The organism is Flavobacterium sp. U410, assembly GCF_053570605.1.
The window spans coordinates 68,593-82,027 of sequence record NZ_JBSEFI010000008.1 but is presented as its reverse complement, the minus strand read 5'-3'; the positions used below and the strand labels follow the sequence as shown (position 1 = coordinate 82,027).

Genomic DNA, 13,435 nt, shown 5'->3' with positions numbered 1-13,435 from the left:
TAGTCTAAGCAACACATTCGGCAACATCGTCTCGGTAAATACACTTTCATCTTTTTATGAGTTTTAGTTATAAAAAAACCTCTGCAAAAGCAGAGGTTTTATATGGTTTATAGTTTTTGAAAATAGTTACTTTATGCCATAGTGTTCCTCTGCAGATTATTCCACATCATCATACACATATTGCACATAGTTGTTTTCATTTTTAGCTTTTTTGATGAAGCAAATTTAGAACTATTTTCTACAAAAACAAATTAAATAGTTATTTTTTCTAAATTTTACTGCTTTTTAAATTATAAATAGAATATTTAAAACAAAAGTTCCTATTTCAAAAAATAAATACCTTGTTGTTTTTAAAACATTAGATTATTTTTAATAAAATTCGAATACTGAATGTAACGACCAAAAGTCCGACTAGAAAAACAGCCGTTTTTTGAGGTAATTTACCGGCTAATTTTGCTGCAAAAGGAGCAGCTATTGAACCGCCCAATATCAATCCGACTACAATATACCAATGACTCACGCCTAAAGATGCAAAAAAAGTAATAGAAGCCGCCAACGTGATAAAGAACTCTGCTAAACTTACTGTTCCCACTACATATTTAGATTTTCTTCCTTTTGCCAAAAGTGTGGAAGTAACTATTGGTCCCCAACCGCCACCGCCAAAAGAATCGAAAAAACCACCTGAAAAACCTAAAAAGCCAATGTTTCCGATTTTTCCTTTCTTTATTTTTTTCCTAAAAGAGATTACAATTAATCTTATTCCAATTAAAATAGTGTAGGAAGCTAAAATGCCATAGGTTATTTTTTCGTATTTATCTCCTAAATAGATTAACAACAAAGCACCGCTAACTGCTCCAATCACTCCCGGAATACACAACCACAAAAACAATTTTTTATTGACGTTTCCGAATTTATAATGTGAAAAACCACTGATTCCGCTAGAAAACATTTCGGCAGTATGAATACTTCCGCTTATTGCCGGTAATTTTATTCCGAATAACATCATACTTGTACTACACGTTACTCCGTACCCAAGTCCGACTGCACCATCAACCATTTGGGCAAAAAAACCAACTGCCAACATAATATAGAAAGCGGAAGGAATTTCTTGAATACCACTTTTTAAGTCGTCCAAAGTAATTACAGAAGCTAATCCGTAACCAAAAAAGATAGCCAGAAAAAGAATCGTTATTTGGAAAACCATCTTTTGATACTTAGCCTTTTCTTTATTTTTCTTCGTCTTGTGATTTTGAGCTAACGCTTCAGTTGCTTTGTTAAGATCTACCAGTTTTTCCTGAAAAGTACCGTTGTGTTTTTTCCGAAACTGATTCAGTTTTTCGATACTTTGATCAATATCGTCCGGTATGACTTCTGTAAAATATTCTCGCAATCTTCTGGCTAAAACCGGCGATTTACCATTGGTTGAAATAGCGATTTTTAAATTCCCTTTATTGACGATTGAACCTAAATAAAAATCACATAAATCGGGCTGATCTGCAGCATTGACTTTTATTCCTTTGGCTTTTGCCAACAAACGAACTTCTAAATTCACCGCAGGCTTATCCGTTGCAATAACTACAAAATCTTTTGCTTCTAAATCTGCTTCTTCAAATGCTCTTTCACACAATTTTACGTTTTCAAACGTCTTTTCTATCTCAACCAATTTAGGTTGAAAATAAGTTGCTACTACCGTAATTTTAATCTGTGGATTTTGTTTCAACAAGGTTTCTGTTTTTTCCAAACCCACGTTTCCGCCACCAACGATTAAAAAATGAGCCGTATCCGTCTTCAAAAAAACCGGAAAAAGAGTGTTCGTCGTATTCATGTTTTGGTATAACTATTAAGCTTCAAGAATAACTCGGTTCGTAAAATCGCCAAAAGTTTCATCTACTTCTTTTTCTTCAACATAGCGATTTAACAAAGCGTCTATTTCTTCTAAAATTTGCGATTCTGTTTGTTTTTCTTTGTACAATTTATTGAGACGAACACCAAAACGATCTCCGCCAATCATAAAATTATATTGTTCTGGCCCTGTTCCAATGAAACCTAATTCGGCTACATAAGGTCGGCCACATCCATTTGGACATCCTGTCATTCGGATAGAAATTTCTTCGTTTTCCAAATGATATTTTTTCAAAATCGGTTCAATTTTAGTTACCAATTTCGGCAAATAACGTTGTCCTTCTGCTAACGCTAGTGGACATGTTGGCAATGCCACGCAAGCCATAGAACTTCTGCGCAAAGCACTGTCTCTTTTTTCAATTTCAAATTTTGCAATAAGCGCTTCAACCGCTTGTTTATTTTCCTCTGAAATAGTCCCTAAAATCAAGTTTTGATTTCCTGAGAAAATAAAATTGGAAACATTTAATTGCGCTACTTCATACAAAAACTGCTTTTGATACGGCTTCACTACTCCGTGTTCTACGAAAAGTGTGTAAAACCATTGCCCCGCATGATTTTGTTCCCAGCCAAATCGGTCATTTCGTTCGGTAAATTCGTAAGCTCGTTCTGGTTCTAATTCAAAACCAATGCGTTTTTCCAATTCTTTTTTGAAACCTTCCACCGTCATTTTATCGACTGTGTATTTTAAACGCGATAATTTTCGGTCGGAACGATTTCCAAAATCCCTTTGAATAGTCAAAACTTCATAAACCGCTTTTAATGTTTTTTCTTCCGAATCGGTAAAACCAAGAACCGTTCCCAAACGAGAATACGTATTTGGATTTCCGTGAGTTGTTGCCAAACCACCACCAACAGCTATGTTAAAACCTTTCAACTCATTGTTTTCCACTATCGCAATTAAGCCTACATCATTCGTAAAAACATCCACATCATTACTTGGCGGAATTGCAATGGCAATTTTAAATTTTCTTGGCAAATAACGATCTTCATACAATGGATCAGCCTCAACTGAGCGTTCGTATAATTTTTCGCCATCTACAAAAATCTCATAATACGCTTGTGTTTTAGGAAGCAATAATGTTGAAATTTTATCGGCATACGCATGAATTTGTTCGTGCAAAGGCGACAATTGCGGATGCGAACTCACAATTACATTTCGGTTGACATCTCCACAAGCCGCAATAGAATCTAAAGCTGCCGTGTTAAATACCTGAATTGTCGGTCGCAATTGGTGTTTTAACAAACCATGCAATTGAACCGTTTGACGCGTTGTAATTTTTAAAGTTCCTGTTCCGTATTGTTCCGAAATATTATGCGTTGCAATCCACTGTTCTGCATTTATGGTTCCGCCGGGAATGCGCAGCCTAATCATAAAAGAATACAGTTTGTCTAATTTTTTTTCAGCGCGTTCTGCTCTTCTGTCTCGGTCATCTTGAACATACATTCCGTGAAATTTCACTAAAGTTTCATCTCCATCGCGCACATTTCCTGTGAAATTATCTAAATCGATACTTTCTTTTAACGTTCCTCTTAGCCCGTCACTTTTTGTTTTTATTCCTTCTACAGGTGATAATTTTTCGCTCATAATTTTTAGTAAATAGTGATTAGTGATTAGAAAAAGGATAAAAGCTCTTTATTAATTACTAAAGACTAGTCACTCATTAATACACGTCTTTTTGATATTTTCCGTCTAGTTCCATTTGTTCCAAAATAGCTTTTGCTTCTTCTAAATCCACTTTTCGTTCGGAAGAAATTACGTCTAAAATGGTATTTTCAACATCTTTACTCATTGGACTTTTTTGGCCACAAACATATATTGAAGCTCCGTTTTCTAACCATTCATTAAATTCTTTGGCTTTTTCTTTAATTCGATCTTGCACATAAATTTTTCGTTCCTGATCTCTTGAAAAAGCAGCGTCAAATCGAGTTAAAATTCCCGAAGCAATCCATCCTTGAATTTCAGTTTGATAATAAAAATCTAACACAAAATGCTGTTCACCAAAAAACAACCAGTTTCTTCCTTCGGCGGCTGCTTCATCGCGATGTGCCAAGAAACTTCTAAAAGGCGCCACACCCGTTCCAGGACCAATCATGATAATATCAGTATCGTGCGATGGCAATCTGAAATTGTTGTTTTTGTGAATGTAAAAGTCAATTTCGGTTCCCTTTGGCAAATCAGCTAAAAACTGCGAACAATGTCCAGTTTTTTGAATTTCAGACACATAAAACGTGCTTAATGTAACTGCAATATGCACTTCGCCATCGTGTGCATTAATATCTGAAGCGATAGAATACAAGCGCGGCGCAATTGGATGCAACAAATCGGCAACGGCTTCCGGATTTATTTTAGCTATTTTATAGTGCTCCAAAACATATAGCAAATCGGCTTTTTCTTCTGTTATTTCAATTTGAAAAGCTTCAGCCAATTTTTCTAAATTCTTCTTCGATAATCCTAGAACATTTTTGGTTTTAAACAATTCATATTGACTTTCATCTCCAAGAATTGCTGCAATTTTTCGAAGTTCGTTTTCGTCATTTTTTGGATAAAAACCAATGGCATCGCCCGGTTCATATACAATTTCTTCATTAGGTGTAATTTCAATATGATAGGTTTCTTTGTTGGAACCTGTATCATTTAAAACCACTTTATGCGAAATAATTCCCGTTAAATTCTTTTTGTGCGAAGTTGACGTATTAGATTGCACTACCACAGGTTGGGCACTCTCCGTTGTATTTCCGGATAAAGCCTTTTTAATATCTGTCTCCCAATGGGTTACCAAATCAGCATAATCCACATCAGCTTTTACCAGAGGCAACAAGCGTTTAGCACCTTTTTGTTCCAAAACCTCATCAAGCAAAATTCCGGCTTGACAAAACAACGGATAAGAAGAATCTCCAAGTCCGAAAACAGCAAATTGCAAATCACTCAAATCAATTGTTGAAGCTTTAAGCGTTTCGTAAAACTCGTTTGCATTAATCGGAAACTCACCATCGCCTTGTGTACTGACAATGAAAAGAGCTACTTTTTCCTTTTTCAACTTATTGATATCAAATTGAAAAACATCAGTTAATTTAGCCTGCGTTTTCTCTTTTTTCAAGTTTGCTAGCAACTGCGTTCCTACTTTTTTGGCATTTCCGGTTTCGGTTCCATAAACGATTAACGGTTTTATCTGCAACGGAACAGTAATTTGCTCTGGCGCAACATTAGTGCTACCCAAACTTCCTTCTAAATAACCTGCCAAATACCCTTTTGTCCAAATTATTTCTTCGCGGTTAGCTTGCTTCACTAACTCCTTTAACAATGCTAATTTATTATCAGACAGCATCTTTCAATACAATTTTATGATTATCAAAATATGATTTTGTAGTGTTGTTTTCTTTAATCCAAGCAAAATCTTGGTGTAAATTCACAACATTTCCAACGATTAGTAAAGTAGGAACATGTTCAAACTCCGGTAGTGTTTCTTTCTTTAATTCTTCATACGAAAACACTTTGGTTTGCTGAAATGGCGTGGTTGCTTGCTGAATTACCGCAATGGCTTTTGACTCAACCAATCCGTTTTGAAGTAAAGACTGCGACAACGTGTTTAATTGCTGACCGCTCATGTAAAAAACCAAAGTATCATCGGTCACTGCCCAATCTTTCCATTGTTCTTGTTGGATGTGATTTAGGTTATACAACGTCAAAAAACGAACTCCTCTCGAATATTCTCTAGCCGTCAACGGAATTCCGGCGTAAGCTGCCGCACCGAAAGCCGCTGATATTCCGGGAACAATTTCGTAATCAATATTATTTTCCTTCAACACTTTCAATTCGTCTAAAACATTGGAAAACAACATAGAATCGCCACCTTTTAAACGCAAAACCAATTTCCCTAAAAGAGCATATTCCACGATTAAATCATTAATTGATTCTTGCGGTGTATGAATTCCTTTTGAACATTGCTTGCCTACATAAATCACCTCAGCCTTTTTATTGGCATAATTTTCAATCAATTCGGGCGACACCAATCGGTCTGTGAGAATCACATCTGCTTGCTGAAGATACTTCAGCGCTTTAACGCTAATTAAATCGGGATCTCCAGGACCAGCACCCGCTAAAATGACTTTTCCTCTCTCTAAATACTTCATTTTTTTTCTTTTTGGACATAAGTATGGCTGTCCTACTTATAAAAAGTAAGATTAAAGCTATACTTACGAAATACTATTTGATTTTTATTTTAGAACAATCCTTCGATTGAAAGGTAACGCTCTCCCGTGTCGTAATTAAATGTTAAAACGACTGCGTCATCCGGAAGACTTTCGATTTTTTTAGATACTGCAGCTAAAGAAGCACCTGTTGAAATTCCGACTAAAATTCCTTCTTCTTTGGCGATATTTCTAGCATAATCAAACGCTTCGTCTTTACCCACAGTGATTACTTCGTCAATTAATTCAGGTCTGTACACTTTAGGAAAAAATCCAGCTCCGATTCCTTGTAATGGATGCGGTCCCGGTTCACCACCACTCAACACCGGAGATGCTTCAGGTTCTACTGCGATTACTTTTACATTCGGAAATTTTTCTTTTAAAACCGAAGCCACACCTGTAATGTGTCCGCCTGTTCCAACACCTGTAATTAGGTAATCTACACCATCTGGAAAATCGGCTAAAATTTCTTGAGCAGTTGTTCGTTGGTGTACTTCAACATTGGTAGGATTATCAAATTGAGAAGGCGACCATGCATTTGGAATTTCTTTCACTAATTCGGCAGCGCGTTCAATAGCTCCTTTCATTCCTTTTTCACGCGGCGTTAAATCGAATTCGGCTCCATAAATTTCCATCAATTTTCTTCGCTCTACACTCATGGATTCCGGCATGACTAAAATCACTTTATACCCTTTTACAGCAGCCACTAAAGCTAGTCCGATTCCCGTATTACCAGAAGTTGGTTCTACGATAACACTATCGGGTTTCAACAAACCTTTTGCTTCAGCATCTTCAATCATTGCCAAAGCAATTCTGTCTTTAATACTATTTCCGGGATTTGTTCTTTCTAATTTGATGAATACATTTTTATCAGCACCGAACAATTTGTTCAATTTAACTACTGGTGTATTTCCGATAGTTTCTAAAATATTATTTGCTTTCATATTTATTGGTTTTATTATTCTAAAATTATATACTGAAATCGATTATTTTACTGGTATCGATTTTATCTTTCACAATGACTTCACTTTTATGAAAAACCAAAGTTTGAGAAGGAACACTTTCGGTTAACCAAACATTTCCGCCAATTACGGAACCTTTTCCTACGATTGTTTTTCCTCCTAAAATAGTTGCATTCGCATAAATAATCACACCATCTTCAATAGTCGGATGTCTTTTTTGCTCGGCTTTGTCTTTACTCACACTTAAAGCTCCTAGTGTAACCCCTTGATAAATTTTTACATCATTTCCTATTTCTGCGGTTTCTCCAATCACTACTCCGGTTCCATGGTCGATAAAAAAGCGTTCCCCAATTTTAGCCGCCGGATGAATATCTATTCCTGTTTTAGAATGTGCATATTCTGAAAGAACTCTTGGAAAAACCGACACTTCTTTGTTCCAAAAAAAGTAGGCTATTCTATGAACTACTATGGTAAAAAAACCAGGATAAGACATCAACACTTCACTACGTGATTTTGCTGCCGGATCAAACTCCAATATAGCATCTAAATCTGCCAGCAAAAGCTTGTGAATAGTTGGTAATTCTTCAAAAAATGAAGCTGTAACTTCTGAAGCTTTTTCTACCTGCAATTGTTTCAAGAAAGTAGTCAATTCACTTTTCAACTCTGCAACTTTTTCTTCAAACAAATCAAAGCGACAACTTTCTTCTCCTGCTAAAAACAGCCATTTAAAAAGCTCTTCACTCCAAATTTCTGCTTTAAATTTATCAAACAAAAAAAGTTGCTGCTGTTGCTTAAAATCAAATAATTCTTTTAATTTATTTCCCATTTTTTTCGAATATGGTTAAAAAACAAAAAGCCTCTGTGGATTTTCACAGAGGCTTTTTAGTATAATAGTTTCTTTTTAACTACATGTAATAGCGTTCCTCTGCGGATAGTATCCCCATACAAGTACACATATTACAACAAGTAAATTTCATTTTTTTCTACATTTGAATACTGCAAATTTACAACTATTCTTGTAACTGCAAAAAATATCAATAAAATTTTCTAATTAAAATCAATATTTAATTATTTTATAGTTTTTTATTCTAAAAAATAAGCTATCAAAGTAATTCGTCTATAAAACCCTTTCAACCTAATTCTTAATAAATCTTGATGTTCCTTTACCTTCATCTGTTTGAAGAGATACAAAGTAAACTCCCGGAGGAAGATCTGAAACATTAATTGAGTTTAAAAAAGATGAACCAGATAAAGCTGAAACTACTCTTCCATTTATATCACTAATAGACAAACTATTTACAGCTACATTATCTTTTACTGTAATATTTATTATATCTCCTGCAGGATTCGGATAAAGTGAAAAGTTCTTTTTAAAGAAATCCTCAGAACTTAAAGGTCTATCCACCGAAAAAGTATCTATAGCTATAATATCAGAATTTGTACCTGAAGGTCCTCCATTTGTTACATAATATCTAAAACCTATTCTACATGAAACTTCTCCTGTCAAACCAGTAACTGTGTATGAATATTGTGTCCATGTAAAAGGATAATCTGTAGTTGTTAAATTAGGATTAACCGAAACTGCGAGAGTTGTAAAAGCGCCTACCCCTGTAGCTCCCGACGGATTTCCGCTTGTTGAGGTATCTGTAGAATTTAACCTTACTTCTAATCGATCCGGATAAATAGTACCCGTACCTGTTCCTCCTTTTCTAGTATAAAAAGAAATAACATCTCCATTTTGCAATGTCAAAACAGGTGTAATCAACCAATTACTAATTGTTCCTGTACCTCCGGTAGTACTGTTATAGTTACATAATGCAAATGAAGTTGTTCCTCCTGCTTGTCCTCCACCAGAAAAAGCAGTTCCTCCACCTTGTGCCCAAGTTGAGGCTCCTAAAGGCGAACTCTGATTTGTTGATATCCAGCCAGCGGCAGTTAAATTTGCAAAGACATCAAACCCTTCAGTTAATAAATTTTGAGCATTAAAAGTCATTGACACCATCAATAGACATAAAATAAGTAATGTTTTTTTCATATATTTCATTTTTAAATTACATCAAATTTACATATTTTTATGATTTGTTTTACATTTTAACAAAACAAAAATGTTAAATTATTAACAAATATTGATTCACAAAAACATGTCTTCTCATAAAAAAATAACGCTTAGAAAAATAATTATACTTGATTTTAAAAAAGTTATTGGTTTTAATAAACTTATTAATAACTTTGCAAACGAATTCAGAGGAAAAATTTGAACTGATTGCAACCTCGTAAAAAAATGCTAAAGCAGTACATTTACTTCTTTTAGCTTTTTTCTGCAATAAATTTTCCCTCACTTATTTAATAAATTAAATTATTATGGCTTATTTATTTACGTCAGAATCTGTTAGTGAAGGACATCCGGATAAAATTGCGGATCAAATTTCGGATGCATTAATTGATAACTTTTTAGCCTTTGATGCTGAGTCAAAAGTTGCTTGTGAAACCCTAGTTACTACAGGACAAGTTATTTTAGCTGGTGAAGTTAAATCAAAAACTTATTTAGATGTTCAACAAATTGCTAGAGATGTAATTAAGAAAATTGGTTACACGAAAAGCGAATACATGTTTGAAGCTAATTCATGTGGTGTACTTTCTGCTATTCACGAACAATCACAAGATATTAACCAAGGAGTTGACAGAGCAAGTAAAGAAGAACAAGGTGCCGGTGACCAAGGAATGATGTTTGGTTATGCAACTAGTGAAACCGAAGAATACATGCCTCTTGCCTTAAAATTATCGCACCAACTTTTACAAGAGTTAGCTGCTTTACGAAGAGAAAACTCAGCTATTACGTATTTAAGACCCGACGCTAAAGCGCAGGTTACTTTAGAATATTCTGATGATAACAAACCTGTTCGTATCGACGCTATTGTCGTTTCTACACAACATGATGAGTTTGCTGACGAACCAACGATGTTAGCTAAAATCAAAAAAGATATTATTGAAATTTTGATTCCTAGAGTTATTGCTAAAAATGAGCAATATGCACATTTATTCAATAGCGATATTAAATATCACATTAATCCAACCGGAAAATTCGTAATTGGCGGACCACACGGAGATACCGGATTAACAGGAAGAAAAATTATTGTAGACACTTACGGTGGTAAAGGTGCTCACGGCGGTGGTGCTTTCTCTGGTAAAGATCCAAGTAAAGTAGACCGTTCGGCAGCTTATGCAACTCGTCATATTGCTAAAAACTTAGTAGCTGCAGGTATTGCTGATGAAGTTTTGGTTCAAGTTTCTTATGCTATCGGTGTAGCAGAACCAACAAACATCTATGTTAACACTTACGGAACAGCAAAAGTTGCTTTAAATGACGGAGAAATTGCTAAAAAGGTTGCCGAAATTTTTGACATGAGACCTTATTTCATTGAACAACGTTTAAAACTGCGTAATCCAATTTACAGTGAAACTGCTGCTTACGGACACATGGGAAGAACTCCTGAAGTGGTAACTAAAACTTTCACTTCGCCGAGCGGAGAAACTGTTACAACCGAAGTAGAATTGTTTACTTGGGAAAAATTAGACTTTGTAGATAAAATCAAAGAAAAATTTAATCAATAAAAAAAGGAGCTTTAAAAGCTCCTTTTTTTATAAACTATATTTCAAACTTAGAATGATATATCGAGGCTGCACTACATAACTAGAAAAACTACTCGTTCCTCCTAACTGGTTAAAACTGTTAGAATTTAGTCCTTTCGTTTCTAAAAGGTTGGTTCCCGATAATTTCCATTCCCATTTGCTATCTTTCTTTTGATACATTATACTTGCCGATAAGAAATCGTATTCTGAATCAATTGATTTTCCTTTATTTCTGTTGTGATAATAGCTATATTCTGAAACAAAAGAGAATGCATCCCAGAAATAATATTCTAACTCTATTGAAGGATTATCAGTATAGAAAATATCACTTGAGTTGTCATTTATGGTATACGCGTATTCTAAACTTAAATTTGGTAACTCCTTATAATTGGTTGAAAATCGAACATAATAATTTTGGGTAAACGATTCCGTTGCTTGAACCACATCTTCTCCAGTGTTATACACACGAATATTATTAAATTTACTCCAATTTAAGCTCAAACCACCAGAGCCTTTGTAATATTTCAAGAAGCTTCTACCGTAATTTCCGGAAGCTGATAAGGTTTCATCTGCAAAATTAGAATCCATATTTACTGCAGTAGAAACTTGGTTAATACTACTTAAATAAGCTCTGTTTTTTACCGCATCTACTTGTCTGGTGTAACTTAAATTGGCAAAAATGTTCTCAAAATTGAACATATTGTATTTAAAATATCTCAAACTATGTACTTGCGATAATGAATTCTCTAAATATCTATTTCCTTGAAACAAACTGTTATAATTCGAAAACACATATCCTTCAGCTAATTTCACGATATCAGTAAAATTATTGGTCAATGAAAAATTATACGTTAATGTTTCTGATTTTTTAATTTGCCACAAAGCATAAAAATCAGGTAATAAACGATTAAAGTTTCTAGAAAAAGACTCTCCTAATTGTGAATCTTTTGTCGTGTAATGATGTGCACTAACTCCCGGATTAAAAGTAAATTCTCCGAAAATAAATTTGTAATGTAATCCTAAGAAAGCATCATTAAAAGCATAATTCACATTGTTACTATTTTCTGCATCTGATAAATCATTTTGTGTTCCGTTGTCTAAAATTTGGAAAATACTGGAATCAAAATTTTGATACGAATACGTATTCCCTAAAGTTACATTGATATTGCTTTTTGGTGTAAGCATGTAATAATAATCAAATTTAGCATCTGATTTATTGGTTTTTACAAATCTTTTTTGGGTAATATCATCACGCGTTTGTGTATTATCATATCCTAAAAGGGTAAACGGAAGTGTTTCTAAATTAGCATTATAAAACGGATCTTCCTCTTGATATAAATGCTGTGCTTCAAAAGCAAATACATTTTTATCATTCAACGTGTAATAATAATTCAGGTTTTGATTAAAGCTAATAGGCTTCTGCTCTTTATTGGTGAAAATTGTCCCCGCTTCAGAAGAAACCACACTTTGATTTTCATCTTGTTTTGAATATTTTACAAAAGAATCGTAGTCAAAATGAACTTTGTCGGAAGGTACATAACTCGAACTGAATTTGAACATCCCTAAATTACTGCTTTGCTCGGTAATCTGGCTTCTGGTTTCTTTTGTATTCGTAGAACTTCCGACCGGAAGGTCATTTACCGAATTGGTCAAAATATTGGTCTTGTTGCCTAGATAAATACCAAATCCGCTTAATGTCCACGCTTTTGACGGATTGTAACTGAAATTAGCTGCACCAAATTTAGTATCAATATTTGCTGCCTGATTGTTTCGCAATCCTAAAATACCTAAATCGTTTGACGTTACATTAAAAGAAGAACCTCCTTTTTTAGACATGTTCCTAAAGCCACCCGTAAACTTAAAATAATCGCTCATGGTTAACGGCAACTCACCAATATTGTTGATGTTTCCAATAACATTGATGCTATATTTCGGGCTGTAATAAAATAGTTTTGGATTCACAATATAACGTTCGTCTTCATGTCCTACTCCGATTCCTGCTGTAACATCTCCAAACCAAAAGTTCTTTTTCCCTTCTTTCAATTTAATGTTTATCGCTACATTTTCTTCGTTGTTTTCTAATCCTTTCAAATTAGAAACTTCGTTATAATTGCGCAACACTTGGATTTTATCTAAAGCATCGGCCGGAATGTTTTTAGTAGCAATTTTAGTATCGCCATCAAAAAAATCTTTTCCTTCCACCATTACTTTCTGAACGGTTTTTCCTTCTACCTGAATTTCTCCATCTTTATTTACTTCAACACCTGGAAGTTTTTTCAATACGTCTTCCAGTTTTCGTTCCGTTCCGTTGGTGAACGAATCCGAATTATACACGATAGTATCTCCCGAAATGGTAACCGGCATTTCATATACTACTTCAACATCTTTTAACTGTACTCCTTGGCTCATTAAAATATCATACGTCATATTTTGTCCAGTTGTACGAACAGCTTTTTCATAGGATTGAAAACCAATATAACTTGCCTTTATCGAATATGATGCATTCGCTTTCAAATTCAATACATATTTTCCCTTTTCATTGGTAATGGCATAGGAATCCATAGCTTTGGTGTCATTATTGACAGCCATAACGTTTGCCATTTCTAAACCAAGTCCGGTACTGTCCTTTACGGTTCCTTCAAAACGAATATTTTGAGAAAAACTTATCGTGGTAATGAATAAGAAGAATAAAAATAGATTTTGTTTCATTTGGGTATACAATGTTTAACTTAACAAGACTAATTTTTTTCTGA

9 protein-coding genes are annotated in these 13,435 nt (G+C 34.4%); 1 reads left to right on the top strand and 8 read right to left on the bottom strand.

What is annotated here, in order from left to right; genetic code table 11:
• Window positions 1-358: 358 nt before the first annotated feature.
• The 7 genes from ACUSJC_RS07365 to ACUSJC_RS07335 all read right to left on the bottom strand — a co-directional run bounded on the left by ACUSJC_RS07365 (window position 359) and on the right by ACUSJC_RS07335 (window position 9,087).
• Window positions 359-1,825, bottom strand: coding sequence for a TSUP family transporter (locus ACUSJC_RS07365; protein WP_449268918.1), 1,467 nt, complete (start codon window positions 1,823-1,825; stop codon window positions 359-361).
• Between the two features lie 15 nt (window positions 1,826-1,840).
• Window positions 1,841-3,487 (bottom strand): NADPH-dependent assimilatory sulfite reductase hemoprotein subunit, encoded by a 1,647-nt coding sequence (locus ACUSJC_RS07360; protein ID WP_449268917.1) that lies wholly within the window; start codon window positions 3,485-3,487, stop codon window positions 1,841-1,843.
• 76 nt (window positions 3,488-3,563) lie between these two features.
• On the bottom strand, window positions 3,564-5,228 hold the full coding sequence (locus ACUSJC_RS07355; protein WP_449268916.1) for a diflavin oxidoreductase: 1,665 nt from the start codon (window positions 5,226-5,228) through the stop codon (window positions 3,564-3,566).
• Window positions 5,218-6,033 carry a uroporphyrinogen-III C-methyltransferase gene (cobA, locus tag ACUSJC_RS07350; protein WP_449268915.1) on the bottom strand — a complete coding sequence of 272 codons (816 nt, stop codon included), beginning with the start codon at window positions 6,031-6,033 and terminating at the stop codon, window positions 5,218-5,220. The genes ACUSJC_RS07355 and cobA overlap by 11 nt, the downstream gene beginning before the upstream one ends.
• An 89-nt stretch (window positions 6,034-6,122) precedes the next feature.
• Complete coding sequence (cysK, locus tag ACUSJC_RS07345) at window positions 6,123-7,034, bottom strand: cysteine synthase A (RefSeq protein WP_449268914.1); 912 nt, start codon at window positions 7,032-7,034, stop codon at window positions 6,123-6,125.
• Window positions 7,035-7,059: 25 nt separating this feature from the next.
• Window positions 7,060-7,878, bottom strand: a complete 819-nt coding sequence (gene epsC / locus ACUSJC_RS07340; RefSeq protein WP_449268913.1) for a serine O-acetyltransferase EpsC — start codon at window positions 7,876-7,878, stop codon at window positions 7,060-7,062.
• A 309-nt stretch (window positions 7,879-8,187) separates the two neighbouring features.
• Window positions 8,188-9,087 carry a choice-of-anchor J domain-containing protein gene (locus ACUSJC_RS07335; protein ID WP_449268912.1) on the bottom strand — a complete coding sequence of 300 codons (900 nt, stop codon included), beginning with the start codon at window positions 9,085-9,087 and terminating at the stop codon, window positions 8,188-8,190.
• Window positions 9,088-9,413: 326 nt separating this feature from the next.
• On the opposite strand from ACUSJC_RS07335, the gene metK reads away from it, so the two are divergent.
• Entirely contained in the window at window positions 9,414-10,664 is a 1,251-nt protein-coding gene (gene metK / locus ACUSJC_RS07330) for a methionine adenosyltransferase (protein WP_449268911.1), read from the top strand.
• A gap of 27 nt (window positions 10,665-10,691) precedes the next feature.
• Here metK and ACUSJC_RS07325 read toward each other — a convergent pair whose 3' ends face one another.
• Window positions 10,692-13,391 (bottom strand): carboxypeptidase regulatory-like domain-containing protein, encoded by a 2,700-nt coding sequence (locus tag ACUSJC_RS07325; protein WP_449268910.1) that lies wholly within the window; start codon window positions 13,389-13,391, stop codon window positions 10,692-10,694.
• Window positions 13,392-13,435: the final 44 nt, after the last annotated feature.

Bases quoted from the DNA above. Each gene is read 5' to 3' on its own strand.
- ACUSJC_RS07365 (WP_449268918.1), bottom strand. From the start codon at position 1,825: ATGAATACGACGAACACTCTTTTTCCGGTTTTTTTGAAGACGGATACG.
- ACUSJC_RS07360 (WP_449268917.1), bottom strand. From the start codon at position 3,487: ATGAGCGAAAAATTATCACCTGTAGAAGGAATAAAAACAAAAAGTGAC.
- ACUSJC_RS07355 (WP_449268916.1), bottom strand. From the start codon at position 5,228: ATGCTGTCTGATAATAAATTAGCATTGTTAAAGGAGTTAGTGAAGCAA.
- cobA (WP_449268915.1), bottom strand. From the start codon at position 6,033: ATGAAGTATTTAGAGAGAGGAAAAGTCATTTTAGCGGGTGCTGGTCCT.
- cysK (WP_449268914.1), bottom strand. From the start codon at position 7,034: ATGAAAGCAAATAATATTTTAGAAACTATCGGAAATACACCAGTAGTT.
- epsC (WP_449268913.1), bottom strand. From the start codon at position 7,878: ATGGGAAATAAATTAAAAGAATTATTTGATTTTAAGCAACAGCAGCAA.
- ACUSJC_RS07335 (WP_449268912.1), bottom strand. From the start codon at position 9,087: ATGAAAAAAACATTACTTATTTTATGTCTATTGATGGTGTCAATGACT.
- metK (WP_449268911.1), top strand. From the start codon at position 9,414: ATGGCTTATTTATTTACGTCAGAATCTGTTAGTGAAGGACATCCGGAT.
- ACUSJC_RS07325 (WP_449268910.1), bottom strand. From the start codon at position 13,391: ATGAAACAAAATCTATTTTTATTCTTCTTATTCATTACCACGATAAGT.